Genomic DNA, 25,747 nt, shown 5'->3' with positions numbered 1-25,747 from the left:
TGTCGGCGGTCCGTGAGACCCTAGAGGTTGATCTGACCGCCGACGAAAGCCTGCATGTGACCGCCACGGACCGCTCCATCGAGCTCATCACTGCCGCCGCCCAGGCGGCGGCCGACCGGCTCGCGCACGACATCATCGCCTACGACGTCAGCGACGTGCTGTCGATCACCGACGCCTTCCTGCTGGCTTCGGCCCCCAACGACCGCCAGGTCAAGTCGATCGTCGACGAGATCGAGGAGCGGCTGCAGAAGGAGCTCGGCGCCAAGCCGGTTCGCCGCGAAGGCGACCGCGACGCCCGCTGGATCCTTCTCGACTACGTCGACATCGTGATCCATGTCCAGCACAGCGAGGAGCGTGTGTTCTACGCGCTCGAGCGACTGTGGAAGGACTGCCCCGAGATCGCCCTCCCCGAGGACGCGCTCAAGACCCGGGGCAAGGCCGAGGAGCACGCCCAGCTCAACGGCGGCACGGAAGGTGACCAGAGCTGAACGGCAGCGGGAGCGGCAGAGGCCGCAAGATCGTCCTCTGGCGGCACGGCCAGACGGCGTGGAATCTGGAGCGGCGTTTCCAGGGTTCCACGGACATCGAGCTGACCGAGACCGGCGTCGGCCAGGCGCGCCGCGCGGCCCGGCTGCTCGCCTCGCTGCAGCCGGACGCGATCGTGGCGTCCGACCTGCGGCGGGCGGCGGCCACAGCGCAGGAGCTCGCCTCGGTCACCGGCCTCGACGTCGCACACGACTCCGCATTGCGGGAGACGTACGCGGGCGCCTGGCAGGGCCTCACGCACGAGGAGATCATCGGACAGTACGGCGAGCAGTACGCCGCGTGGAAGCGTGGCGAGCCGGTCCGAAGGGGCGGTGGCGAGCTGGAGACCGAGGTCGCCGACCGGGCCGCCCCCGTCGTCCTGGAGCACGCCGGCAAGCTCCCGGACGCGGGGACGCTCGTGGTCGTGAGCCACGGCGGCACGATCCGGACGACCATCGGCCGTCTCCTCGGGCTCGAGGCACACCACTGGGAAGGGCTCGGCGGGCTTTCCAACTGCTGCTGGTCCGTGCTGGGCGAAGGGGCGCGCGGCTGGCGTCTGCTCGAGCACAACGCCGGGACGCTCCCCGAACCGGTGCTCGGGGACGACGATTAGCAGCCGCTAGGAGGCCCTCTTCGGGCGGCGGGGGCCGGATTTCACTTTCCGGCTCGTCGCAGGCTAAAGTTCTTCTTGTTCGCAGCGCGGAAACGCAGGGAAACACAGCGGACAGCGGGGCTATAGCTCAGTTGGTAGAGCGCCTGCATGGCATGCAGGAGGTCAGGAGTTCAATTCTCCTTAGCTCCACAGTCAAGATCCCGTCCCCGGCAGGGGGCGGGATCTTTTTTTGCCAAGGGCAGGGACCCGGTGGGATGAACCGCGCCGCTCCGGCCTCAACTGCCCTTGCCCGCCTGGGACAAGGGCCGACAGGGCGGTCCGGCGGCTTCTTCGCAGGTGAACCGGCCGCTCGGGTGCCCTTCCTTCAGGACAAAGGCGGCCGGCGGGGCGGTCGTCGGGCTGACCCCCTTGCGAGGCCATGGCAGAATCGGAGCGCCGGAGGGGGCGACGGACCGATCGGGAGGGAGCGCGATGCCTGCGAGCCGCGTACGGGCCCCGGGCCCGCCCCTTACCCCCACGGCGACCCACCGCTCCGCCACGCCCCACCGCTCCGCCGCCACCCGTGGCGCCACCGCGCTCCGCTCGCTCGGCGCCCCGCAGGTGGACTCCTTCGCGTGCACGGCCTGCGGCCACCCTCGGAGCTGACCGGATGGGTGCACACAGGCGGAAGTGCGACTGGTGCGGCAGCGGTACGCCCATCGTCAGGGACATGGACCCCGTCAACGCGGAGTTCCAGTACTGGTGCGAGGAATGCGCACGGGCGCTGATCATAAAAGGCGACCCCATTGAGACGTACCGCGAGCTCGAGGGGGAACCGATCTACGGCCGGCTCCTGGAGGAGCACTGCACCCTCAAGCGGTTCTACTCCTTCGCCACCGCCTGAGGCGGTACCTCCGGGCGGGGCGCTGACCACCGGAGCAACGGCCGGTCGGGGCGTCACCCACCGGGCGCATGCGGACGGAGTGGAAACGATTTTTGATGGGCCGGTGGGACCGTGTAATGTTCTCGATGTCGCCAGGGAAACCGGACGGCAGACAACACGGGGCTATAGCTCAGTTGGTAGAGCGCCTGCATGGCATGCAGGAGGTCAGGAGTTCAATTCTCCTTAGCTCCACAGTGAAGGGAAGCGGGTCATCCGGTAGCGGATGACCCGCTTCTCGTCGTGTCCGTCACCTCGGTCGGCTTCCGGCGACCGGCAGGTCAGCCGCGTCCGCTGCCCAACGCCCTGCGCTGGGCGCTCGGGAGCGCGGGACGTTCGGCGGACGTCTGCTCGATGCGGAGGGCCAGGGCGGGACACCGCCGTACGGCACGCTGAGCCCGGCCTCGCAGGTGCATCGGGACGGCGGCGTCCGCGAGCGCCGGATAGCCGTCGGGGCCCAGCCTGATCAGTTCCGGAACGATGTCCGCGCACAGACCGTGCCCCTGGCAGAGCGTCCAGTCCACCGCCAGCTTCTCGCCGCTCGGTATGGACTCCTCCGCGTCCTCGTAGCCGGGAGAGGGCAAGGGCAGCACTCCCAGCGTGTCCCGTCCGCACCCGCCGTCCAGTACGTGCGCGGCGAGATCGTCCGTGAACGCCGAGAGGGTGGATGCCAGGAACCGGGCGGATCCGTCCGGGTGCTTGCACGCCCCCCGCCCCTTCACGGCCTGGGTCACCTCGCGCAGGGCCTCCAGGGCTGCGGGGCCGCCGCCGTTCAGTACGTCGGAGAGCCCGCCCGCGGCGGCGGGCAGCCCCAGCTTGCAGGGACCGCACTGGCCCGCGCTCTCCGCTGCCAGCCAGTTGGCGATCCTCAGCGACTCACCGATCGGGCAGGTCTCCGGCCCGATCGGCAGGATGGCGCCGGCGCCGAGTGCGCCGCCCGCCGCGGCCAGAGAGGCTCTGGAGATCATGGCGTCGTGCGAGGCGATCGCGTCGATCCAGTTGCCGTGATAGCCGCCGGTGAGCACGCCCTGGGGCAGCGGGGGCGCGCCGGCCAGTTGCAGGACGTAGCGCAGAGGCACCCCGGTCGGTACCTCGATCACCATCGGGCGCGCCACCGCCCCGGAGACGGTGAGCAGAACCGTGCCGGGCTCGTCGGCCAGGCCGGTGTGTCCGTATCGGAGGGAGCCGAGCCGGGCGGCGACAGCGAGTTGTGCGTAGGTCTCCGCGTTGGACAGGAGGGTCGGGGCGCCGGCCACGCCGGACTCCGCGGCGCGCTCACGCCGGCCCGGCGGCAGGGCGGGGCCGCCGTTCACCGCCCGGATGACCGCCGACGCCTCCCCGGAGACCATGCGCTCCGGAGTGCGCACCACGCGGGCGCGAAGATGCCGGCCGCGCCGGTCCGACAGGCCGCGTTCGGCCAGGGCGGTCCGCACGGAGATCTCCGTGGAGTTGCGCGTGACGGCCACGACCAGCGTGCGTGCGCCGAGTGCCTCCGCGGCGAGCAGGGCACCGTCGAGGATGAGGTGCGGAGCACGGTTGAGGAGAACGGTGTCCTTGCGGCAGGCGGGCTCGCCCTCACTGCCGTTGATCACGACGACAGGCCGTACCCCGCGCCGGATGGAGGCCTTCGCGACCGCGCGAAGCTTCTTCCCGAAAGGGAAGCCGGCGCCGCCGCGGCCGCGCAGCGTGATGGCCTCGGCCAGTTCGGCCAGCCGCTCGCCGGTCATCGGTTCGAGTGGGCCGTGCACCTTCAGGTGCATGGCGAGGTCGAGGCGTTCCACCAGATCGAAGCCGATGGTCAGCTGGGGAAGTCCGACGACGCGGACCTCGGGCACATCGGGGAGGGGGACGTTCACGGTCGGTCTCCTGCTGGTGCGTGCCAGGGCTCGCCCGCCGAGGGCGGATAGAGCGGCCCCGGCAGCTGCTCGGTCTCCTGGACGGAGGAGGCGGGGCCCGGGGGCGGGGACGGGGCGTGCACGGGTCCGAGCGCCTGCGCCGGAGGCGGCGGGGACGGCGCGGGCCAGCGGTCGTCCGCCCGCGCCGGTGGGACGCCGGAGGGCCGGGAGGCGGGTCGCTCGGGGGGGAGGCCGGCAGACCGCGAGACCGCCCGGTACGCCGCGGAGATGCCGGGCCGCGGTCCGGCGGGCGGTGCCGGGGCGGTAAGCGGGCCCGGGGTGAGCCGCTCGGAGCTGCGCGGCGGGGGTTCGTACTGCTGATGCCCGTACAGCGGTTGCCCGTACGGTGCGGACGCGCCCCCCGGTGGTCCGTAGGCCGGGGCTCCGGGCCGTGTCGGGGCGGCGAGCGTCCTGGGGCGGACCGGCGTGCCGCGTACGTCGCGGTCCTCGCCCCAGCCGGGCGCGTCGGGCGGCAGGCCAGGGCCGGTCGGCGGCGGAGGCAGGTGATCCGAGCCCGGGAAAGGGGCGGTGCGTATGACCGGATCCGAGGCGGACGGCGGGGCGTCCGGGCCGATCAGGCCGGTGACCAGTTCGGTGAGCAGGCGCTTGGCCGGGACGGGAAGCAGGCGCAGCCCGAGTGCGGCGGCCACCGCCGCCAGGCAGAGCATGTACATCACGACCACCCAGGTCGCGGGCTGCCGGCCGGCGTACAGGCCGTGTACCAGTGCGGAGCACCAGGCCGGGTAGGCCAGCGCGTGCAGCGCACGCCAGCGCCCGGCGATCCTGCCCGGAGTGGCGAACGCGCTGCGTACGGCGCCTGTCGCGGCGGCGGTGATCATCAACAGCCCGGCCAGGGAGCCGAAGCCGATGAGACCCGCGGTGCCGCTCACGCCTGCGCCGAACGGTATGAGCGCGCCGAGGAGCCCGACGTGTCCGAGGGCGACCTTCACCGCGCCGTGCAGCAGCAGGAAGCCGAGCGAGGTGACGGCCGCAGCCCGGTGGATGCCCTGGCAGATGAGCCGCTGACGGGTCGAGAGGAACGTCCGGTCGGTGGCCAGCAGGCCCCAGGCGACCGCTGCGGTGAGCGAGACCAGCGTCAGGACGCCGGTGGTGAAGTCGAACGCGGCGCGCATGCCGTCGCTCCCCGCGACGGCGAGCAGAGGGATGAGGACCAGCGCCGCTACGGTCAGCCCACCCCGCACCGGGCGGCTCATTCCTGGACTGGGACTCATGGAGGGGGAGGAACGGATCCTGCGATGAGGCTTCATGGGGGCGACTCCGAATGGCTCGGCAAAGCGGTCCCGTTGCCGCATGCTAGGTCGCCGTATACCGGCCGGTACGGGGTTTGAACTGTTGCCCCGATAGGGGGCAGTACGCGGAGTAACCTCCGGAGTGTGTGGGTCATGTGGAAGGTTCACGCGGATTGCGTGCCCTTCAGCTCATGGGGTCGACGAGGCGCACGCGGGCGCCCCGCCGGATATACGCCGGGCCGGGCGCCGGGTCCGTGCGGTACCCTGACGCCATGCGTGCCGTACGCCTTCTGCTTAGCGAGCCGCGCTGATCATTCCCGACCGGTGAGAACGCCTGGTCGGACTCGGCGCGGCGTCCCCTCCTGTGCGAGGGGATTTTTCGTTTCCGTAGACGTGTGTCCGAAGACGTGTGTCCGTGGACGTGGGCGCCGGCAGATGACGATCGATGGAGCTTTGAGGATCATGAGCGAGACGAACACCGCGGCCGAGGTGGCCGCGCCGCACCGCTATACGGCAGCGATGGCCGCCGACATCGAGGCACGCTGGCAGGACTTCTGGGACGCCGAGGGGACGTACGAGGCGCCGAACCCGACCGGTGATCTGGCGGATGATCCGGAGCTGGCCGCCAGGCCCAAGAAGTTCATCATGGACATGTTCCCGTACCCCTCGGGTGCCGGCCTGCACGTCGGCCACCCGCTGGGCTACATCGCCACCGACGTCTACGCCCGCCACCAGCGGATGACCGGGCACAACGTCCTGCACACCCTGGGCTTCGACGCGTTCGGGCTGCCGGCCGAGCAGTACGCCGTGCAGACGGGCACGCACCCGCGGGCCTCCACGGAGGCCAACATGGAGAACATGAAGGTCCAGCTGCGCCGGCTGGGCCTGGGCCACGACAAGCGCCGCTCGTTCGCCACGATCGACGCGGACTACTACAAGTGGACCCAGTGGATCTTCCTGCAGATCTTCAACTCCTGGTACGACACCGAGGCCGACAGGGCCCGCCCGATCGCCGAACTGGTGGCCCAGTTCGAGAGTGGCGAGCGTACGGTCCCCGGCGGCCGTGAGTGGGGCGCGCTGAGCGCCGCCGACCGCGCCGACGTCCTGGGCCGGTACCGCCTGGCGTACGCCTCGGACGCGCCCGTCAACTGGTCGCCCGGTCTGGGCACCGTGCTGGCCAACGAGGAAGTGACGGCCGACGGACGCTCCGAGCGCGGTAACTTCCCGGTCTTCAAAGCCAAGCTGCGCCAGTGGAACATGCGCATCACCGCCTACGCGGACCGGCTGCTGAACGACCTGGACGGGCTGGACTGGCCCGAGGCCATCAAGCTGCAGCAGCGCAACTGGATCGGCCGTTCCGAGGGTGCGCGCGTCGACTTCCCCGTCGACGGAGCCGGCGACATCACCGTCTTCACCACCCGTCAGGACACCCTGTTCGGTGCGACCTACATGGTGCTGGCGCCCGAGCACGACCTGGTCGAGCGGATCATCCCGGCAGCCTGGCCGGAGGGCACCCACCCGGTATGGACCGGCGGCCACGCGAGCCCGGCCGAGGCCGTCACCGCGTATCGCAAGCAGGCCGCGGCCAAGTCCGACGTGGAACGGCAGGCGGAGGCCAAGGACAAGACCGGTGTCTTCACCGGCGCCTACGCGACCAACCCGGTGAGCGGCGAGAAGGTGCCCGTCTTCATCGCGGACTACGTCCTGATGGGCTACGGCACCGGCGCGATCATGGCCGTACCGGCGCACGACGCGCGCGACTTCGCCTTCGCGCGCGCCTTCGAGCTGCCGATGCGCTGTGTCGTCGAGCCGTCGGACGACCGAGGCACGGACGCCTCCACCTGGGAAGACGCCTTCGGCTCGTACGACGCGAAGCTGGTCAACTCCTCCAACGAGGAGATCTCGCTGGACGGCCTGGGCGTCGTCGAGGCCAAGGCGCGGATCACCGAGTGGCTGCAGGCGCACGGCGTAGGCGAGGGAACCGTCAACTTCCGGCTGCGTGACTGGCTGTTCAGCCGCCAGCGCTACTGGGGAGAGCCCTTCCCGATCGTGTACGACGAGGAGGGCATCGCCCACCCGCTGCCCGAGTCGATGCTGCCGCTGGAACTGCCCGAGGTCGAGGACTACTCGCCTCGCACCTTCGACCCGGAGGACGCCGACACCCAGCCCGAGACCCCGCTGTCCCGGAACGCCGACTGGGTCAACGTCACCCTGGACCTGGGCGACGGCGCCGGTCCGCGCAAGTACCGCCGCGAGACCAACACCATGCCGAACTGGGCGGGTTCCTGCTGGTACGAGCTGCGCTACCTGGATCCGCACAACGACCAGCGACTGGTCGACCCGGCGATCGAGCAGTACTGGATGGGGCCGCGCGAGGGCCGGCCGACCGGCGGCGTCGACCTGTACGTCGGCGGTGCCGAGCACGCGGTGCTGCACCTGCTGTACGCCCGCTTCTGGTCGAAGGTGCTGCACGACCTGGGACACATCTCGTCGGCGGAGCCGTTCCACAAGCTGTACAACCAGGGCATGATCCAGGCCTTCGTCTACCGGGACAGCCGGGGGATCGCGGTCCCGGCCGCCGAGGTCGAGGAGCGCGACGGGGCGTACTACTACGCCGGCGAGAAGGTCAGCCGTGTCCTGGGCAAGATGGGCAAGTCCCTGAAGAACGCCGTGACGCCCGACGAGATCTGCGGTGAGTACGGGGCGGACACCCTGCGGCTGTACGAGATGGCCATGGGCCCGCTGGACGTCTCGCGCCCCTGGGACACCCGGGCCGTGGTCGGCCAGTACAGGCTGCTGCAGCGGCTGTGGCGCAACGTCGTCGACGAGGAGACCGGTGAGGTCACCGTCGTGGACACGGAACCCGGCGAGGACACGCTGCGTGCGCTGCACAAGGCCATCGACGGGGTCGGCCAGGACATGGCAGGGATGCGGTTCAACACCGCCATCGCCAAGGTGACCGAGCTGAACAACCACCTGACGAAGGCGGGCGGGCCGCTGTCGCGGTCGGTCGCCGAGCGCCTGGTGCTCCTGATCGCCCCGCTGGCACCGCACGTGGCGGAGGAGCTGTGGCGCCGACTGGGCCACACCGAGTCCGTCGTGCACCAGGACTTCCCGGTGGCCGACCCGGCGTACGTCGTGGACGAGACCGTGACCTGTGTGGTGCAGATCAAGGGCAAGGTCAAGGCGCGCCTGGAGATCTCCCCGTCGATCTCGGACGAGGAGCTGGAGGCGCTGGCCCTGGCCGACGAGAACGTCGTCGCCGCACTGGCCGGGGCGGGGATCCGCAAGGTCATCGTGCGCGCGCCGAAGCTGGTCAACATCGTCCCCGCCTGACGGCGGCCAGGACGGACCGGGGGCGTCCGTGTGACGGCTCCCGGACAGCCCGCGACGTCCTTGTGACGGCGTCGGGCGGTCCGCGTGACGGGCCAGGGCTTTCCCCTACGGGCAGGTTGGGGGTTCCGGTGGAACCCTTGGCCTGCCCGTTCCGTTTACGGTAGAAGGGGCGACCGCACACGGGTGGCCGATTCGACGACCTAGGGGCGTTCATGGACGCTGTGATCCTGATCCTGACGCTGCTGTTCGTGGCGTTCATGGCGCTCGGGGTGTACGCCGGTGTGAAGACGGTGCGCGCGGCCAAGCGCGGTGTGGACCGGACGATCACGCAGGCGCGCCGCTCCGTGGAGGACACCACGCTGCGGGCCAAGAGCTTCGGGCAGCCCGGCGTGCCGGGGGAGCTCGCGCAGTTGCGGCTCACACTGCGTACATCGATGCGGGCCACCCAGGACGCGCTCAACGCCGGAGTGGCGGAGGACGCCTCTCTCTCGGAGTCGCTTGGCCTCTTCGAGCGCCTGAGCGCGCACGGACGCGAGCTCGACGACGACCTCAAGCGGCTGGAACGCGAGCCGGACCGGGCGACGGTGGCGACCCTGCTGCCTGGGCTGAAGGAGCGCACCGAGCGCATCACACACTCGGCGGAGTCACTGCGCTGGGCGGCCCGTGACCGGGCCAGGCAGTTCGCCGACGACGATCTGGCCGCGCTCAACGCACAGATCGACCTGGAGGCCGGGGCCCTGCGTCACTGGACGACGGAGGAGCCGTCGGCAGAGGGGGCGACGGCCGGTGACAGCTGGAGCGGTCCGGCCGACAAGGAGACGCCGCCGTCGCTCACCCCGCCGGACCCACGGCCGCGCACGGAATATCCGTGGCAGAAGTCCGCAAAGCCGGAGACCACGAACTGACGCGGATGGGCGGCGTGGAAACCGTTCACGGTCGGAGCGGCCCTGTGAGGCGTCCGGGCTGCTCTGAACGGCACCCAACTGATCCAAGATGCGGCAGGGATGGGTTCAGAACCGACCGGAAATGATCAGCAGGTCGGTCCCGGGCTGCCGTGCCGTTGCCCCGGAAGGTAACCTCCGGCTCATGTCCCGCCATGTCGCGATCGTCACCGATTCAACGGCCTACCTGCCGCCCCAGACGATGGAACGGCACGGCATCACCGCGGTGCCGCTGACCGTCGTCCTGGGTGATCAGGCCCTGGAGGAAGGCACGGAGATCTCGGCCCGATCGCTGGCCCTGGCTCTGCAGAAACGTCGTTCCGTGACCACGTCGCGGCCCAGCCCGGAGGTCTTCGCCGCCGCGTACCGCGCCGTGGCTGAGTCGGGGGCCACAGGCATCGTCTCCCTCCACCTGTCGGCAGAGTTCTCCGGCACGTACGACGCCGCCGTGCTCGCCGCGAAGGACGCACCCGTACCTGTGCGCGTGGTCGACACCGGCATGGTCGCCATGGCTCTGGGTTTCTGCGCACTGGCTGCCGCCGAGGCCGCCGGGGCGGGGGGCGGCCTGGACGAGGCGGTCGCGGCGGCGGAGAAGCGGGCATCGGGTACGTCGGCCTTCTTCTACGTCGACACGCTTGACTACCTGCGCCGAGGCGGGCGCATCGGCGCCGCCCAGGCCCTGCTGGGCTCGGCTCTGGCCGTCAAACCGCTGCTTCAACTCCAGGACGGGCGAATCGAGATGCTGGAGAAGGTCCGGACAGCCTCCAAGGCCATCGCGCGGCTCGAGGAGATCGTCGCCGCGCAGGCCGGTGCCGGTTCCGTGGACATCGCAGTCCACCACCTTGCCGCACCTGACGGGGCCGAGCGGCTGGCCGAACGGCTGCGAGGGCGAGTGCCAGGGCTTGTCGATCTGCATGTGAGCGAGGTGGGCGCTGTGATCGGTGCGCACACCGGGCCGGGGCTTCTGGCAGCAGTCGTCGCGCCGCGCTGAATCTCACTCCGGCGGGTGACGACGTTATGCACAACCGATGAGTTATCCACTGTAATCAGGGCGGCCCGGCGTATTTCCGCAGAAGTGTCTAGCGTCGTGCGGCATGACCTTCCGAACGCTTCCCGCATCCAGCCGCACCACCACCGGCCGGCAGAGCCCGGCCGTCGGCGCCGCGAATCCGCCCGCGCACCGTCCTGCGGATCACTCCGCGCGTGCGGACATGGACCCGCTCGCGCACAGGACCGAAGATTCTCCCGCGCGTGCGGGCACGGATCCGCCGGCACACCGTGGCGCACACCGTGTGTCCCGAGGGTCCCGTCTTACGGGGCGTGTCCGGTCCAGGCCCGGCGTCCGTCCCGGAGGAGCTGCCGGCACGTCGCCGGGCACCGCGTCCGGTGCCCGGCACGGGCGCCGACGACGCACTGCGCGCGGGCCGGAGAGTGAGATCGCGGCCGCTTCCCGGCTCCGGGCGGACACGCTCATCGCAGCCGACGGGTCGGCGACTGCGACGGCGACTGCGACGGCGACGGCAGTGGCAGGCACGGTTGCGGCGGCAGGGGCGGGCAGGGCTGCGGCGCCGGCCGACGAGCCTGGTCCTGTCCGCGCCGTTCCGGCCTGGGCAGCGGTCACGTCGCGCCCGGCGCCCGAGGTGAGCACCGCAGCAGCCCTGCCGGGCGGGCCGCCACTCGTGCTGCGCCGCAGTGCGCCCAACGGCCCCTCCGCGCGGTCACGGTGGTGGAGAGAAGCCGGGCCGGCCCTGCGGGACCGGTTACCCCTGTGGCTACAGCTGCGATGCGGAATGGAGCCCCGCGCGCTTGCCGCGCTCGCCGTTGTCCTGGTCGGGGCGGCAGTGCTCGCGGCGGCACACTTCTGGTCGGCCCGCCCCGAGGCCGTACGGGCTCCGGACCGGCTCACGGAGGCCGCGGCGGTCCAGGAAGGCGGGTCAGGGGCGACGGGTGCTCAGCTGCCCGGCCTCAGTCCTGGTCCGGCCGCGGGACCGCGGAACGGCGCGGCGCCGAGCGCCCGGATCGTCGTCGACGTGAGCGGCAAGGTGCGCCGGCCGGGGATCCAGCACCTGCCGGCCGGCTCCCGCGTCGCGGACGCCCTGCGCGCCGCCGGCGGCGTCCGCGAGGGCGTCGACGTCACCGGGCTCAACCGTGCGCGAGTTCTGACGGACGGTGAGCAGGTGGCGGTGGGTCTGCCCGCCGCTCCGCCACCCGCGGGCGGAACGGGGGCCGGCGGTGCCACGGCCGGGCAGGCCGGACCGGCGGCGCCGGTGAGCCTCAGCACGGCCACCGTCGAGCAGCTCGACACTCTGCCCGGTGTCGGGCCGGTGCTGGCCCAGCACATCATCGACTACCGCACCGAGCACGGGGGTTACCGCTCCGTCGACGAGCTCCGGGAGGTCGACGGGATCGGGGACCGCCGGTTTGCGGACCTCAGGCCGCTGGTCAGGCCATGAACGGGCCTGACGTCGGCACGGCGGACGGGGCTGACGTCGGCACGGCGGACGGGTCTGACGTCCACACGGACTCGGGGCGGCGGCTGGGGGACGCCGACCCGCGGCAGGAGGCTCCGGCCGATCTGCGGCTGGTCCCACCCGCTCTGGCGGCCTGGGCGGCAGCCGCCCTGGCACTGGGGGCGCCGGGCCGGTGGGCGGCTGCCGGGGCGGTCCTCTGCGCATGTGCCGGCCTGGGCCTCCTCGTCGCACCCCGGGTCATGGCACGAGGGACACCCCGCGGCGCGACGCGTCCGGTGGGTCCGAGGGGCCTGCCGAGCCCGGCGTCCAGGGTTTCAGGGCGGGCGCAGTTCCCAGGGCGCGGGCGGACGCGGACCACGGCCGCAGCCGGGGTGCTGCTGTGCGCGGCTGCCGGGGCGGCGGCTGCCGGGCTCCACGGCGCGGATGTGCGCAGCGGGCCCGTCCCCGGCCTGGCGGAGTCGTATGCGCAGGTCGAAGCGGAGGTCACCGTCACGTCCGATCCCCGGCAGACACGGCCACGAGTACGGGGCGACCACAGCACGCCCGTATCCCTGCTGCTGAATGCTGAGGTCGACCGTCTGACCGCTCCCGACGGTACGGTCACCGAGCTCCGCACCCCGGTCCTCCTCATGGTCGCCCCGGGGGACGCGGCGGCGCGGTGGCAGCGTCTGCTGCCCTCGACAGGCATCCGCATCAGCGGGCGGCTCGCGCCACCGCGTCACGAAGGGGAGCGCGTCGCAGCGGTGCTGGGTACCGACGCGGACGACCCACCGCGGGTCACCGAGGCGCCCACCCTTCTCCAGCGGGCCGCCGGACGGCTGCGGTCCGGCCTGCGGGAGGCCACCGACGGGCTCGACGCCGATGCGCGGGCGCTCCTGCCGGGGCTGGTCGTAGGAGACACCTCACGGGTTCCGCCCGACCTGCACGACGCCTTCAAGGCCACGGACCTGACCCATCTGCTCGCCGTGTCGGGCGCGAATCTGTCAATCCTCCTCTTCCTGCTCATCGGCCCACCGGGAACGGCGCTGCGCAGCGAACGCCGTGGCCTGGCACCCCGGCTGGGCATCTCGCTGCGCATGACCGCCGTCACGGGCGGCGGAGTCGCGCTCGCCTTCGTGATCGTCTGCCGTCCGGAGCCCAGTGTCCTGCGCGCGGCAGCCTGTGGCTTGATCACACTGCTCGCCATCGGGACCGGCCGGCGAAGGTCGCTGATTCCGGCCCTGGCCGCAGCCGTGCTGCTGCTGGTGCTGTACGACCCGTGGCTGGCCCGCAGTTACGGCTTCCTGCTGTCCGTGCTCGCCACCGGGGCGCTTCTCACCCTCGCACCGAGGTGGAGCGCTGCTCTCCAGCGGCACGGGGTCCCGGGGCGGCTTGCCGAGGTGCTGGCCGCCGCGGGAGCCGCTCAGGCGGTCTGCGCTCCCGTGGTCGTGGTCCTCGCGGCGCGGGTCAGCCTGGTGGCCGTCCCCTGCAATCTGCTGGCGGAGTTCGCGGTGGCGCCCGCGACGGTCCTGGGATTCGCCGCGCTCGCTGTGGCACCCGCGTCCATGCCGGTTGCCGAAGTGCTGGCCGAGATCGCCGGCTGGCCGGTCGGATGGATCGCGTCCGTCGCCCGCACCGGAGCCGCGCTGCCCGGGGCGGAGATGGACTGGCCGGGCGGATGGCCGGGCGCGGCCCTTCTGGCCGTCCTCACGGCCTTGCTGGTGTTGTCGGCCCGCCGTCTGGCCCGGCACCCATGGATCTGTTCCGCGGCCGCGCTGCTTCTGGTGCTCGCGGTGCTGAGACCGGTGCCGCTCACCCGGCTCATGACGGGATGGCCGCCGCCGGGCTGGACCTTCGCGCTCTGCGACGTCGGGCAGGGCGACGCCATGGTGCTCGCCGCCGGGGACGGCGTGGGGGTAGTCGTGGACGCGGGTCCTGAACCCCTTCTGGCAGACCGGTGTCTGCGTGACCTCGGCATCACCCGTGTGCCTCTTCTGCTGCTGACCCACTTCCACGCGGACCACGTCCGCGGCCTGCCCGGTGTGCTGAGAGGCCGCGACGTCGGCGCGATCCAGACGACGAGCCTCGACGAACCGCCGGAGCAGGCGGCCTTCGTGAGGAGGACGGCCGCGGCGGCGCGTATCCCCGTGGTCCGGGCAGCTCCGGGAGAGCGACGCCGGTCGGGTCCTCTCGACTGGCAGGTGCTCTGGCCCGCGGGCGGCGCACCGGGGGCGGCACCTGCCTACACGACCGAGGAACCGAACGATTCCAGCGTCACCCTTCTCGTCCGGGCGGGCGGACTGACCTTGCTGCTCCTCGGCGATCTCGAACCCCCCTCACAGCGAGGGGTGTTGCGCAGTCACCCGGCGCTGCCCCAGGTGGATGTGCTCAAGGTCGCGCATCACGGATCGGCCCACCAGGACGCCGCGCTCCTGCGCAGCGCCCGCCCGAGGCTCGCGCTGATCAGCTGCGGCGCAGACAATCCGTACGGTCATCCGGCTGCCCGTACGGTCGAAGCACTCGAAGCTACGGGAGCGAAGGTTCTGCGTACCGACATCCACGGTGCGATCGCGGTGACGGGTGCCGGTGCGGGGCTGCGTGCGGCAGGCCGGTCATGAACGCGATGCATGTCCGGTGCCTCGTCCCGGTCCCCGGCCGGTTCCCGCTCGCAGGCCCGGTCCTGCCGCCGAGCCTGCTCCAGCCGTGCGGACCGTCCTCGCTGCCGAGGCGGCTCCAGCAGTCCGGGGCGTCCCCGCTGTCAGGCCCCTCCCCGTTGCCGTGCCGGCGCTCGCGTTCAGACCAGCCAGGTGCTGCCGCGCATCAGTTCGCGCCCCGCCAGCTCGTTCTCCTCGCGCCACGCCTTCACTGTGTCCGGCGTGATCCGCAGATACACCCACGCGGGACGTCCGCGCGGGTCCCAGCCGAGCTTGGCGGCAAAGGCGTCCCCCGACTCGTCGGAAAGATCCGCCCCCTCCACGATCTCGGCCGTTCCCTCGATCAGCACCACATCGCGGGTGTGCCCGAGGGTGACTCTGGCCTGCCCGGAGGGCGTCACGTTGACCGCTGTCGGATTGGTGCGCCGGGTGGCCAGCAGCAGTGTGCCTCCGTCCCATACGAACGACAGGGGCACCAGGCACGGCACACCGGCGGCAGAGGCCGTCGCCACCCATGCGTCGTCGTCCTTCTCCAGACGATCGAGTGCGTCCTGCTTGCGCTGTTCCGGGCCGCGTGCCGGCTCCCGTTCCGTCATGGCCCTGACGCTAGCCCTCGGTTGCGGCCGCCGCATCAGTCGGCGGACCTAGGTCCAGGGGCTCGTGGCGCCGCCCGGTGCGCCGCGACAGACTTAACGCATGAACGAGCAATCGCAGCAGTCGGCGCCCGAGCCCGCCCCTGCCTGGGTGGACGCCTACCTGGAACGCATCGGTGCTGCCCGCCCCGCCCGCGCCGACGCCGTGGCACTGCGCGAGCTGCAGCTCCGCCACCTGATGACCGTGCCCTTCGAGAACCTCTCGATCCATTTCGCCGAGAACATCGTCCTGGAGGAGGAGAAACTCGTCGCCAAGATCGTGGACGACCGCCGGGGCGGCTTCTGTTACGAGCTCAACGGGTCCTTCGCCACGCTGCTGCGCGAACTAGGCTTCCACGTCACCCTGCTGCAGGCACGGGTCTTCGGCGACGGCGGACGCCTGGGTATCCCGTACGACCACGTCGCGCTGCGCGTGGAGACCGACGACGGAACGGGCCCGTGGCTGGCGGACGTCGGGTTCGGCGACCATGCCCTGCGCCCGCTCGAGCTGGACGCGCGTACCGAACAGGACGACCCCTGCGGCGGATTCCGCTTCCGGGACGTGCCGCAGGGAGACCTCGATCTGCTGCGCGACGGTTCGAGGCAGTTCCGTCTGGATCTGCGTCCACGTGTGCTGGCGGACTTCCGGGCCGGGGCCTGGTACCACCGGACCTCCCCGGACTCCCACTTCACCCGGTCGCTCGTCTGTTCGCGGCGCACCGAGGACGGCCGGGTGACGCTTCGTGGCCGCACCCTGATCACGACCGTGCGGGGCGAGCGGGAGGAGACGGAGCTTGGTGATGACGCCGAGGTACTCGCCGCCTACCGCGACCACTTCGGTCTGGCGCTCACCCGCCTGCCCGCGGTGCGCGCGACTCCGGCCACATGACGTGGACTGCAACGGGCCGCGTGACGTGGGAGGGTACGCACACACCGGCGTTCCGGGTGATGGGGACCTTCGGTAGCACCTGCGTACATCGGCACCCGGCAGGGCACAGCTCGGTACAGTTCGATACAGCTCGGTACCTCCCTTCTGAGCTGCGGCGTTTGTCTCGAACCTCTCAGCGGTGATCGAATGCGTATTCGTCGGCGGGCCGCTGTTCCGACAACGACGTCCGGCTTTCAGGGCCCGAGGTGAGAACCGCCCCCTGGGGAGTACGTGCACATGTTCGGCCGTTGGCTAGGCAGCAGAGCGAAGTCCGGTACTCCACAGAGCAACGTCCTCGCCGGGTTTCCGGTGCCGCCCGAGGCCGGAATGCTGAGTTGCCGAGTGCTGGACCCCGTCACCGAGCCCGTACGGCAAGCCGATTTCGTCGTGACCGACAGCGGCGGCCGTAGGGTCGTCGGCGGCGAGACGGATCCCTTCGGGAACGTGGTGGCCACCGTCCCGGCGGGGGATTACCGCCTGGGCGTCACGGCCGAGGGCTTCACGCCGTTCCACGGCCCGGTCACCGTGGGCCGGGGCGCCCACGCGAGCCTGGGCGACGTTGTCCTCCAGGTGGCACAGCCTCCGCAGCTGCCCGACCCGGGTGACTGGGAGATCGAGCCGGCGCACACCCAGATCGGCTTCACGGCACGTCATATCGGCATGGCCCGCATCCACGGGAGGTTCAACACCTTCGCCGGTGCCGTGCGGATCGCGGATCGCATGGAGGACTCCGCCATGCACGTGGTCATCGACGCCTCGTCGATAGACACGAACGTCCAGATGCGCGACGACCACCTGCGGTCCGGCGACTTCCTCGACGTCGAGCGCTACCCCACCCTCGAGTTCTACAGCGAGCGCTTCGTCCACCGCGGCGGCTCGCGCTGGGGCGTCACCGGCGCGCTCACCCTGCACGGTGTGAGCCGCACCGTCACGCTGGACACCCAGTACCTCGGCCTGGGCAACGGCCTGGAGGGTGAGACCCGGGCCGCCTGCCGGGCGACCACCGAGCTGCACCGCGAGGACTTCACACTCACCTGGCAGACGATGCTGGCGCGCGGCATCGCGGTGGTCGGCCCGAGCATCAGGATCGAGATGGACATCCAGATCACCCCGAAGGGCTGACCCCGCCCGGCACGCCGATGTACGGCTGCGCCTTCACGGCGCCTCCAGCCACCCCTCGTACTCCGCGGCGAACGCATCGAGCGCCGCGGAGTCCAGGCGCGCGGCCGGGTCCTCGACCACCACCAGCCACTGGGCGTCCTCGGCGTCGTCCTCGCCCGCCAGGGCGTCACGCACGAGTTGCGGCTCCTCGGTGACGCCGAACCGGTCGGGCAGCTCCCCGGCGACTTCCTCGGCCGTGTCGCGGTCGGGCAGCACCAGCACATGTCTCACATCGCTCACCCGCCCATTCTCCGGTACGCCAGGACCTGCGGTCCGCCGGGGCGGCTGCCCCGCGGTGTTGTCACAGGGGCGTGGGATGCTGGACCGCGATGGCCACCAAGCGCAATTCCACCGACGATCCGCTCGCCCCCGTCACGCTCGCCGTGGGGCAGGAGGACCTGCTCCTCGACCGGGCCGTGCAGCACGTGGTGGCTGCCGCCCGCGCCTCCGACGCCGACACGGACGTACGCGACCTCACCCCGGACCAGCTGCAGCCCGGCACGCTGGCGGAGCTCACCAGCCCCTCGCTCTTCGCCGAGCGCAAGGTGGTGATCGTGCGCAACGCACAGGACCTCTCCGCCGACACGGTCAAGGACGTCAAGGCCTACCTGGGTGCTCCTGCCGAGGAGATCACCCTGGTGCTTCTGCACGCGGGCGGGGCCAAGGGCAAGGGGCTGCTGGACGCGGTCCGGAAGGCCGGGGCGCGCGAGGTGGCGTGTCCCAAGACCACCAAGCCGGCCGAGAGGCTGTCCTTCGTCCGGTCGGAGTTCCGTGCGCTCGGACGCTCCGCGACCCCGGAGGCGTGCCAGGCGCTGGTGGACTCCATCGGAAGTGACCTCCGGGAGCTGGCGAGCGCCGCCTCGCAGCTGGCCGCGGATGTCGAGGGCACCATCGATGAAGAGGTGGTCGGCCGCTACTACACGGGCCGGGCGGAGGCGTCCTCCTTCACCGTCGCCGACCGTGCGGTCGAGGGCCGGGCGGCGGAAGCGCTGGAGGCGCTGCGTTGGTCGCTGTCCACGGGCGTCGCCCCCGTCCTGATCACCAGCGCCCTCGCGCAGGGCGTCCGGGCGATCGGCAAGCTCTCCTCGGCCCGGGGCGGGCGCCCGGCGGACCTCGCCCGGGAGCTCGGGATGCCGCCCTGGAAGATCGACCGGGTCCGCCAGCAGATGCGCGGGTGGACGCCCGACGGAGTCGCGGCGGCTCTCATCGCGGTCGCGGCGGCAGACGCCGGCGTCAAGGGAGGCGGGGACGACCCCGAGTACGCCTTGGAGAAGGCGGTGGTCGCCGTCGCCCGCGCGGCACGCTCCGGCGGTCGCTGACACACCCGCCCGCCCGCCGCGCCGGAGGGCCCGCGCGCGCCGCACCGCCCCCGCGTTGCGCCGTGCCGGAGTCGGCACCGCCCCCGCGAAGCGCCGTGCCGGAGTCGGCACCGCGCCACGAAGCACCGTGCCGACTCCGGCACCGCCCACGAAGCGTCGTGCCGGAGCCGCCGCCATGGAACCCGCGCCCGGAGCAGCCGCACCACCGCGTGCACCAGCAACCCCCGTGTCGGAGCCCCCCGCCCCGTACGGGAGCCCCGCACCCCCGTACGGGAAAGCCAGCACGAAGGCCCCGGCCGCGTCCTGGGGAGGACGCGGCCGGGGCCTTCGGTACACACTCGGTGCGCCGCACCCGCGTGGCGAACGCAGGTTCGGTGTGCGGCGCGGGGTGCCGGTCAGGAGCGGGAGAGAGGGCCCGCTGAGTCCGTTCCGGCGATCACATCAGTGGTTCAGCCCTGGAGGGCGGCAACCTTGAGCGCCAGCGCCGACTTCTTGTTGGCGGCGGCGTTCTTGTGGATGACACCCTTCGAGACAGCCTTGTCGAGCTGGCGGGAGGCGTCACGGACGGCCACAGTGGCCTTCTCGACGTCACCGGCAGCGGCAGCCTCACGGGCCTTGCGGATCGAGGTCTTGAGCGAGGACTTGACGGCCTTGTTGCGCAGGCGCGCCTTCTCGTTCGTCTTGTTCCGCTTGATCTGGGACTTGATGTTCGCCACGAAAGAGCCTTTTCAGGTTCGTTGGATCTCCTATGTGCGCCACGCTGCTTCTGAGGGCCACGAGGCACAGCTGCCCACGGTAGCAGTCACCCTCGGACCGGCCCAAACCGGTCCCGGTCCCGCAGGCGTGGGAGCATGGAGGCTACGTATCGATCCGTCCGACCCGACATCGACCCGAGACACGGCGTCCGACGTCTCAAGAATCAGGACCCTGCGTGCCCGCGACTCCTACCAACGTGCCCGAGCCGAGCCGTACCGACCCGGCGCTGATCCGCAACTTCTGCATCATCGCGCACATCGACCACGGCAAGTCGACTCTTGCCGACCGGATGCTCCAGCTGACGGGAGTGGTCGACCAGCGGCAGATGCGCGCCCAGTATCTCGACCGGATGGACATCGAGCGCGAGCGCGGCATCACCATCAAGTCCCAGGCGGTCCGTCTGCCGTGGGCGCCCACCGAGGGCGAGGGCAAGGGCGCGACCCACGTCCTCAACATGATCGACACCCCGGGCCACGTGGACTTCACCTACGAGGTCTCCCGTTCCCTGGCGGCGTGCGAGGGCACGGTCCTCCTGGTCGACGCCGCCCAGGGCATCGAGGCGCAGACGCTGGCCAACCTCTACCTGGCGATGGAGAACGACCTCACCATCGTCCCGGTGCTCAACAAGATCGACCTGCCCGCCGCGCAGCCCGAGAAGTTCTCCGAGGAGCTGGCCAACCTCATCGGCTGCCAGCCCGAGGACGTCCTCAAGGTCTCCGCGAAGACCGGTGTCGGCGTGGACGCCCTCCTCGACCGTGTGGTCCGGGACGTGCCGGCCCCGGTCGGCGATGCGGACTCCGCCGCCCGCGCGATGATCTTCGACTCGGTCTACGACCCCTACCGCGGCGTCGTCACCTACGTCAGGGTCGTCGACGGCCAGCTCAACAAGCGTGAGCGCATCCGGATGATGTCGACCGGCGCCACCCACGAGCTGCTGGAGATCGGTGTCTCCTCCCCGGAGATGACCCCGGCCGACGGCATCGGCGTGGGCGAGGTCGGCTACATCATCACCGGTGTGAAGGACGTCCGGCAGTCCAAGGTCGGTGACACCATCACCTCCCTGCACAAGGGCGCGACCGAGGCGCTGGGCGGCTACAAGGACCCCAAGCCGATGGTGTTCTCGGGGCTCTACCCCCTGGACGGTTCCGACTACCCGAACCTGCGCGAGGCCCTCGACAAGCTCCAGCTCAACGACGCCGCCCTGGTGTACGAGCCGGAGACGTCGGCCGCGCTCGGCTTCGGCTTCCGTGTCGGCTTCCTCGGCCTGCTGCACCTCGACGTGATCCGTGAGCGCCTCGAGCGCGAGTTCGGGCTGGATCTGATCGCCACCGCCCCGAACGTGGTCTACCGCGTGGAGATGGAGGACGGTGCCGAGCACACCGTCACCAACCCGAGCGAGTTCCCCGAGGGCAAGATCGACAAGGTGCACGAGCCGGTCGTGAGGGCCACGGTCCTGGCGCCCAGCGAGTTCATCGGCGCGATCATGGAACTCTGCCAGAGCCGGCGCGGCACGCTGCTCGGCATGGACTACCTCTCCGAGGACCGGGTGGAGATCCGCTACACCCTGCCGCTCGCCGAGATCGTCTTCGACTTCTTCGACCAGCTGAAGTCCAAGACCCGGGGTTACGCCTCGCTCGACTACGAGCCCACGGGCGAGCAGTCCGCGCAGCTCGTCAAGGTCGACATCCTGCTGCACGGCGACAAGGTCGACGCCTTCTCGGCGGTCACGCACAAGGACGCGGCGTACGCGTACGGTGTCCGGCTCGTGGCCAAGCTGCAGAAGCTCATCCCCCGGCAGAACTTCGAGGTGCCGATCCAGGCGGCCATCGGTTCGCGCGTCATCGCCCGTGAGACCGTCCGCGCCATCCGCAAGGACGTCCTCGCCAAGTGCTACGGCGGTGACATCTCCCGCAAGCGGAAGCTGCTGGAGAAGCAGAAGGAGGGCAAGAAGCGGATGAAGATGGTCGGCAACGTGGAGGTGCCGCAGGACGCGTTCATCTCCGTCCTGTCGACCGACGAGTCGGCCGGTGAGGGCAAGGGCAAGAAGTAGCGCCGGCGGCCCGCCCGGTCCGGGACCGCCCGGGAGCACGTCCTCGGACGTGCCCGGGAGTAGTGCGACTGGCCCCTGTGTCCGCGGACGTCCGCGGACACAGGGGCCCGGTTCGTTATCAAGCGGCGTCCTGCTGCCTCTTACGCGACGGTCCCACGCGCTCTACTCTGATCACCACCCGTTAGTTACTCGCCAGTTAAACAAGCAGGCCGAGCGGGAACGAGAAGCAGGACATACAGCAGCAGCACCCATAAGCCGGTCGTAGCAATGCCGCAGGCCCGGAGGACGTCGTGAGCGACACACAGACCTTGATCGATAGCCGACCGCCCTCCGTGGCGACTCTCTTCATCGACCGCGTGGCGGCCACGCCGGACGGGGAGGCGTACCGCTACCCGGTGCCGGCCGCCTCCGGTCAGGGCCCGGACGCATGGAAGTCGCTCACCTGGGCGCAGGCCGCCGAGCGGGTGTACGCCATCGCGGCCGGGCTCATCGCGCTGGGGGTCCGGCCGGAGGAGCGCGTCGCGCTCGCCTCCTCCACCCGGGTCGAATGGATCCTCGCCGACCTCGGCGTGATGTGCGCGGGTGCGGCGACCACGACGATCTATCCCTCCACCAACACCGAGGAGTCCGCCTTCATCCTGGCCGACTCCGACAGCCGCGTCCTGATCGCGGAGGACGCCCTCCAGCTGGCGAAGGCCCGGGAGAACAGGGCCGACCTGCCCGAACTGGCGCATGTCGTCGTCATCGATCCGGCCGGCGCGGAGCCCGTGGAGGGTGACCCCGAGGGCTGGGTCCTCACGCTGGCCGAGCTCGAGGCCCGCGGTGCCGAACACCTGGTCAAGAACCCGGACGCGGTCACCGACCGGGTCTCCGCCATCACCCCGGACCAGCTGGCGACGCTCATCTACACCTCGGGCACCACCGGCCGCCCCAAGGGCGTACGGCTGCCGCACGACAACTGGTCGTACATGGCCAAGGCGACCGTGGCGACCGGCCTGATCACCGCGGGCGACGTCCAGTACCTGTGGCTGCCGCTCGCGCACGTCTTCGGCAAGGTGCTCACGTCCGGCCAGATCGAGGTGGGCCACGTCACGGCCGTCGACGGCCGTGTCGACAAGATCATCGAGAACCTGCCGGTGGTCCAGCCGACCTACATGGCAGCCGTTCCCCGCATCTTCGAGAAGGTCTACAACGGCGTCGCGGCCAAGGCGCGGGCCGGCGGCGGTGCCAAGTACAAGATCTTCCAGTGGGCGGCGGGCGTCGCCCGCGAGTACGCCACGGTGTCGCAGGACAACTTCCGGCGCACCGGCAACGCCTCCGTGCCCTTCGCGCTCGGCGCCAAGCACAAGGTCGCCGACACCCTCGTCTTCGCGAAGATCCGCGAGGCCTTCGGCGGACGGCTCCGCGCCTGCGTCTCGGGCTCGGCCGCCCTCGCCCCCGACATCGGCCTGTTCTTCTCCGGCGCGGGCATCCACATCCTCGAGGGCTACGGACTGACCGAGTCCAGCGCCGCGTCCTTCGTCAACCCGGGCGAGGCCTACCGCACCGGCACCGTCGGGAAGCCGCTCCCCGGCACCGAGGTCCGGATCGCGGACGACGGCGAGATCCTGCTGCGCGGGCCCGGTCTGATGGAGGGCTACCACCGGCTGCCCGAGAAGACCGCCGAGGTGCTGGAGTCGGACGGCTGGTTCCACACCGGTGACATCGGCGAGCTCTCCGAGGACGGTTACCTGCGGATCACCGACCGCAAGAAGGACCTGATCAAGACGTCCGGCGGCAAGTACATCGCCCCGGCCGAGGTCGAGGGGCAGTTCAAGGCGGTGTGCCCGTTCGTCTCCAACATCCTCGTGCACGGCGCGGACCGTAACTTCTGCACCGCTCTCATCGCGCTCGACGAGCCGACCATCCTCAGCTGGGCACAGGAGAACGGCCTGGGCGGCAAGCCGTACGCCGACGTGGTGGCTTCGCCGCAGGCCGTGGAGCTCATCCAGGGCTATGTGCAGCGTCTCAACGAGGGTCTGCAGCGCTGGCAGACCATCAAGAAGTTCCGGCTGCTGCCACGCGACCTCGACATCGAGCACGGCGAGCTGACCCCCAGCCTCAAGCTGAAGCGGCCCGTCGTCGAGCGCGAGTACAAGTACCTCATCGACGACATGTACGCGGGCTCCCGCGAGGCGTAGCAGCCGGGGAGCACGTCGGAGCGGGGCCGGTGGGCGCGTGAGCGTCCACCGGCCCCGCCCCCTTTCCGTCCGGCTCCGGCGACTTCCGTCACTCGACGCTTACGGACGCGCCCGGTCTGTCACTCTGTCGGGATACGTCAGCGGCGTTTCGCGAGACTGTCAGGAGCCGCACCGTGGGGCCCATTCCCTTGCAGCGGGACATCGTTCAGCGTTCCGGTGCCGTCGTCGCCGGTCAGGGCGACGATCCGCGTCCGGTCGCCCGCACGAGCCTGCCCGGAATCCCGCAGGCCTCGGCAGCGGCCCGCAGATTCGTCCGGGCCGCGCTCGCCGACTGGACCGGTCTCGGCCTGCCCTCCGCCGGTGAGTTCGGCGAGCGGCTCACCGACGACGCGCTGACCGTGGCCAGCGAACTGGTCACCAACGCGGTCGTGCACGCCGGAACGACGGTCGAGCTGCTGCTCCGGCTGGAGGACTCGGCAGGGCCCGAGCCGGCCGCGCTGGTGCTGGAGATCACGGATCACCATCCCGCCCGGTCGGTGCGCGACGGCCGTGCCGAGCGGCCCGACCCCGCCGAGTACGGCCGCGGGCTGCAGCTCGTCGCCACGCTCGCCGAATCCTGGGGCATCACCTACCGCACCGGCCTCAAGACCGTCTGGGCCCGTCTTCCGGGCGACGACCGCTACGGACTGGCCGACGACGCCCCGGCCGCCGACGGCGGGCCCCGCAGGCGCGGTCTGCTCCCCGGCGGGATCCTCACCCCCGCCGCGGGGCCCGCCGCGCGCGACGACGCGGGCTGGGCCGGACGCGGCGGGCTCTCCTTCCTCGCCGAGGCCTCCGGGCTCCTCGCGGGCCAGCTCGACGAGGACCTGGTGGCCGCGACGGCGGGGCCGCTCCTGGTGCCCCGGCTCGCCGACTGGTGCGCGATATGGCTGGAGAGCGACGGCGGAGGACCGGCCGCCGCACCCCGGCTCGCCGGCGTCTGGCACCGCGACGAGGCGCGGACCGAGCTGCTGCGCCCCGCACTGGAGAAGGAGCCCCTGCGCTTACCCGGAAGCGTCGGTACCGGCCCCGTACCCATACCGTGGCCCACAGGCGCCACAGCGGCGCGGGGGGACGGCACAGGGGCCGCGCTGGCCCACCGCATCATCTCGGGCGGCCGCACGCTCGGCGCCGTCCTCGTGGGACGTGAGGGCACGGACCACATCCCCGACGCGGTCGCCGCCCTCCTCGCGGACTTCGTACGCCGGGTCGGCCTCGCCGTGGGCGCTGCCCGCGCCTACACCCGGCAGGCCACCATCAGCCGCATCCTGCAGCGCGGCCTGCTGCCCAGCAAGGTCGCCGAGATACCCGGAGTCACCAGCGCGCTGGTGTACGAACCCGGGGACGACGGCGTGGTCGGCGGCGACTTCTACGACCTCTTCCCGTGCCCCGGCGGCCGCTGGTGCTTCGTGCTCGGAGACGTCCAGGGCAGCGGCCCCGAGGCAGCCGTCGTCACCGGTCTCGCCCGGCCCTGGCTGCGCCTGCTGTCCCGGGAGGGCTTCCGGGTCGGCGAGGTCCTCGACCGGCTCAACCGGCTCCTCCTGGACGACGCCATGGAGGCCGCCGAGGCCGCCGCCCTCATGGTCGCGGCGGCAGGCGGCCAGCAGATCCGGGGAACGCAGACCCAGGACGGCGCCCAGTCCCGCTTCCTCTCCCTGCTGTACGGCGACCTCGTGCCGCTGCCGGACGGCTCCGTGCGCTGCACCGTGGCGAGCGCCGGCCATCCGCTCCCGCTGCTGCTGCGCCCCGACGGCTCCGTACGTCCGGCCGCCGAGCCGCAGGTGCTGCTCGGAGTCGTCGAGGACGTGGCGTACGACAGCCAGAGCTTCGACCTGGCACCCGGCGACAGCCTTCTCTGCGTCACGGACGGCGTGACGGAGCGGCGTTCCGGCCGGCAGATGTTCGACGACGGCGACGGCCTCGCACGGGTCCTCGCCGGCTGCGCGGGGCTGTCGGCCGCCGGGACGGCCGACCGCATCAAGCGGGCCGTCCACGCGTTCGCCGAGCGCCCGCCCGACGACGACCTGGCCATGCTCGTGATCCAGGTCGACGGACACACGGATGTGCGGGGAAGCTCCGCGGGCGAGTGACAATGGACG

The 25,747-nt window shown here is 71.4% G+C and carries 19 protein-coding genes and 2 tRNA genes; 16 read left to right on the top strand and 5 right to left on the bottom strand.

Going from position 1 to position 25,747, the window contains the following annotated elements:
- The first annotated feature begins 56 nt into the window (after positions 1–56).
- The 5 genes from rsfS to OO67_RS33925 all read left to right on the top strand — a co-directional run bounded on the left by rsfS (position 57) and on the right by OO67_RS33925 (position 2,252).
- Positions 57–488 (top strand): ribosome silencing factor, encoded by a 432-nt coding sequence (gene rsfS, locus OO67_RS33945; protein ID WP_033305683.1) that lies wholly within the window; start codon positions 57–59, stop codon positions 486–488.
- A complete protein-coding gene (locus OO67_RS33940; RefSeq protein ID WP_033305682.1) occupies positions 485–1,138 on the top strand; it encodes a histidine phosphatase family protein in 654 nt (217 codons plus the stop codon). The genes rsfS and OO67_RS33940 overlap by 4 nt, the downstream gene beginning before the upstream one ends.
- Before the next feature lie 116 nt (positions 1,139–1,254).
- Positions 1,255–1,327 (top strand) — tRNA-Ala (locus OO67_RS33935).
- 460 nt (positions 1,328–1,787) lie between these two features.
- Positions 1,788–2,021, top strand: a complete 234-nt coding sequence (locus tag OO67_RS33930; protein WP_033305681.1) for a hypothetical protein — start codon at positions 1,788–1,790, stop codon at positions 2,019–2,021.
- A gap of 158 nt (positions 2,022–2,179) precedes the next feature.
- A tRNA-Ala gene (locus OO67_RS33925) sits at positions 2,180–2,252 on the top strand.
- Between the two features lie 86 nt (positions 2,253–2,338).
- Here the strand turns inward: OO67_RS33925 and OO67_RS33920 are convergent.
- The gene (locus tag OO67_RS33920; RefSeq protein WP_033305680.1) at positions 2,339–3,913 is read right to left on the bottom strand and encodes an NADH-quinone oxidoreductase subunit NuoF family protein; all 1,575 of its coding nucleotides are present in this window, start codon (positions 3,911–3,913) and stop codon (positions 2,339–2,341) included.
- Entirely contained in the window at positions 3,910–5,166 is a 1,257-nt protein-coding gene (locus OO67_RS33915; protein ID WP_033305679.1) for a ferric reductase-like transmembrane domain-containing protein, read from the bottom strand. The genes OO67_RS33920 and OO67_RS33915 overlap by 4 nt, the downstream gene beginning before the upstream one ends.
- A 498-nt stretch (positions 5,167–5,664) precedes the next feature.
- On the opposite strand from OO67_RS33915, the gene leuS reads away from it, so the two are divergent.
- The 5 genes from leuS (at position 5,665) to OO67_RS33890 (ending at position 14,547) form a co-directional block, all read left to right on the top strand.
- The gene (leuS, locus tag OO67_RS33910) at positions 5,665–8,538 is read left to right on the top strand and encodes a leucine--tRNA ligase (RefSeq protein WP_033305678.1); all 2,874 of its coding nucleotides are present in this window, start codon (positions 5,665–5,667) and stop codon (positions 8,536–8,538) included.
- A gap of 212 nt (positions 8,539–8,750) precedes the next feature.
- Complete coding sequence (locus OO67_RS33905) at positions 8,751–9,443, top strand: hypothetical protein (RefSeq protein WP_033305677.1); 693 nt, start codon at positions 8,751–8,753, stop codon at positions 9,441–9,443.
- Positions 9,444–9,624: 181 nt separating this feature from the next.
- Positions 9,625–10,470, top strand: coding sequence for a DegV family protein (locus tag OO67_RS33900; RefSeq protein WP_033305676.1), 846 nt, complete (start codon positions 9,625–9,627; stop codon positions 10,468–10,470).
- A gap of 799 nt (positions 10,471–11,269) precedes the next feature.
- Positions 11,270–11,932, top strand: coding sequence for a ComEA family DNA-binding protein (locus OO67_RS37430; RefSeq protein WP_382055775.1), 663 nt, complete (start codon positions 11,270–11,272; stop codon positions 11,930–11,932).
- Positions 11,929–14,547, top strand: coding sequence for a ComEC/Rec2 family competence protein (locus OO67_RS33890; RefSeq protein ID WP_033305675.1), 2,619 nt, complete (start codon positions 11,929–11,931; stop codon positions 14,545–14,547). The genes OO67_RS37430 and OO67_RS33890 overlap by 4 nt, the downstream gene beginning before the upstream one ends.
- 176 nt (positions 14,548–14,723) lie before the next feature.
- On the opposite strand, the gene OO67_RS33885 is transcribed toward OO67_RS33890, so the two are convergent.
- Complete coding sequence (locus OO67_RS33885) at positions 14,724–15,179, bottom strand: pyridoxamine 5'-phosphate oxidase family protein (RefSeq protein WP_033305674.1); 456 nt, start codon at positions 15,177–15,179, stop codon at positions 14,724–14,726.
- A 100-nt stretch (positions 15,180–15,279) separates the two neighbouring features.
- Here OO67_RS33885 and OO67_RS33880 point away from each other — a divergent pair, with 100 nt between their 5' ends.
- Positions 15,280–16,104: an arylamine N-acetyltransferase family protein gene (locus OO67_RS33880; RefSeq protein WP_051710175.1), complete on the top strand. Its 825-nt coding sequence runs from the start codon at positions 15,280–15,282 to the stop codon at positions 16,102–16,104.
- Positions 16,105–16,380: 276 nt separating this feature from the next.
- Positions 16,381–17,265 carry a YceI family protein gene (locus OO67_RS33875; RefSeq protein ID WP_078598470.1) on the top strand — a complete coding sequence of 295 codons (885 nt, stop codon included), beginning with the start codon at positions 16,381–16,383 and terminating at the stop codon, positions 17,263–17,265.
- A gap of 33 nt (positions 17,266–17,298) precedes the next feature.
- Here OO67_RS33875 and OO67_RS33870 read toward each other — a convergent pair whose 3' ends face one another.
- Positions 17,299–17,544, bottom strand: a complete 246-nt coding sequence (locus tag OO67_RS33870) for a hypothetical protein (RefSeq protein WP_208861126.1) — start codon at positions 17,542–17,544, stop codon at positions 17,299–17,301.
- A gap of 89 nt (positions 17,545–17,633) precedes the next feature.
- On the opposite strand from OO67_RS33870, the gene holA reads away from it, so the two are divergent.
- Positions 17,634–18,623: a DNA polymerase III subunit delta gene (gene holA / locus OO67_RS33865; protein WP_033305672.1), complete on the top strand. Its 990-nt coding sequence runs from the start codon at positions 17,634–17,636 to the stop codon at positions 18,621–18,623.
- A gap of 449 nt (positions 18,624–19,072) precedes the next feature.
- On the opposite strand, the gene rpsT is transcribed toward holA, so the two are convergent.
- Entirely contained in the window at positions 19,073–19,339 is a 267-nt protein-coding gene (gene rpsT, locus OO67_RS33860) for a 30S ribosomal protein S20 (RefSeq protein ID WP_014156344.1), read from the bottom strand.
- 215 nt (positions 19,340–19,554) lie between these two features.
- On the opposite strand from rpsT, the gene lepA reads away from it, so the two are divergent.
- The 3 genes from lepA (at position 19,555) to OO67_RS33845 (ending at position 25,738) form a co-directional block, all read left to right on the top strand.
- Positions 19,555–21,429 carry a translation elongation factor 4 gene (gene lepA / locus OO67_RS33855; protein ID WP_033305671.1) on the top strand — a complete coding sequence of 625 codons (1,875 nt, stop codon included), beginning with the start codon at positions 19,555–19,557 and terminating at the stop codon, positions 21,427–21,429.
- 290 nt (positions 21,430–21,719) lie between these two features.
- Complete coding sequence (locus tag OO67_RS33850; RefSeq protein ID WP_033305670.1) at positions 21,720–23,609, top strand: AMP-dependent synthetase/ligase; 1,890 nt, start codon at positions 21,720–21,722, stop codon at positions 23,607–23,609.
- 173 nt (positions 23,610–23,782) lie between these two features.
- Positions 23,783–25,738 (top strand): ATP-binding SpoIIE family protein phosphatase, encoded by a 1,956-nt coding sequence (locus OO67_RS33845; RefSeq protein WP_033305669.1) that lies wholly within the window; start codon positions 23,783–23,785, stop codon positions 25,736–25,738.
- Positions 25,739–25,747 lie beyond the last annotated feature (9 nt).

This window comes from Streptomyces atroolivaceus (genome assembly GCF_000717025.1).
Taxonomy (GTDB): domain Bacteria; phylum Actinomycetota; class Actinomycetes; order Streptomycetales; family Streptomycetaceae; genus Streptomyces; species Streptomyces atroolivaceus.
The sequence above is the reverse complement of the archived record's forward strand: the minus strand, read 5'-3'. Positions and strand labels throughout refer to the sequence as shown.

Excerpts from the sequence above, each read along its gene's own strand:
- leuS (WP_033305678.1), top strand. The coding sequence starts at position 5,665 with ATGAGCGAGACGAACACCGCGGCCGAGGTGGCCGCGCCGCACCGCTAT.
- OO67_RS33890 (WP_033305675.1), top strand. The coding sequence starts at position 11,929 with ATGAACGGGCCTGACGTCGGCACGGCGGACGGGGCTGACGTCGGCACG.
- OO67_RS33905 (WP_033305677.1), top strand. The coding sequence starts at position 8,751 with ATGGACGCTGTGATCCTGATCCTGACGCTGCTGTTCGTGGCGTTCATG.
- OO67_RS33875 (WP_078598470.1), top strand. The coding sequence starts at position 16,381 with ATGTTCGGCCGTTGGCTAGGCAGCAGAGCGAAGTCCGGTACTCCACAG.
- OO67_RS33885 (WP_033305674.1), bottom strand. The coding sequence starts at position 15,179 with ATGACGGAACGGGAGCCGGCACGCGGCCCGGAACAGCGCAAGCAGGAC.
- OO67_RS33880 (WP_051710175.1), top strand. The coding sequence starts at position 15,280 with ATGAACGAGCAATCGCAGCAGTCGGCGCCCGAGCCCGCCCCTGCCTGG.
- holA (WP_033305672.1), top strand. The coding sequence starts at position 17,634 with ATGGCCACCAAGCGCAATTCCACCGACGATCCGCTCGCCCCCGTCACG.
- OO67_RS37430 (WP_382055775.1), top strand. The coding sequence starts at position 11,270 with ATGGAGCCCCGCGCGCTTGCCGCGCTCGCCGTTGTCCTGGTCGGGGCG.
- OO67_RS33915 (WP_033305679.1), bottom strand. The coding sequence starts at position 5,166 with ATGAGCCGCCCGGTGCGGGGTGGGCTGACCGTAGCGGCGCTGGTCCTC.
- OO67_RS33900 (WP_033305676.1), top strand. The coding sequence starts at position 9,625 with ATGTCCCGCCATGTCGCGATCGTCACCGATTCAACGGCCTACCTGCCG.
- OO67_RS33930 (WP_033305681.1), top strand. The coding sequence starts at position 1,788 with ATGGGTGCACACAGGCGGAAGTGCGACTGGTGCGGCAGCGGTACGCCC.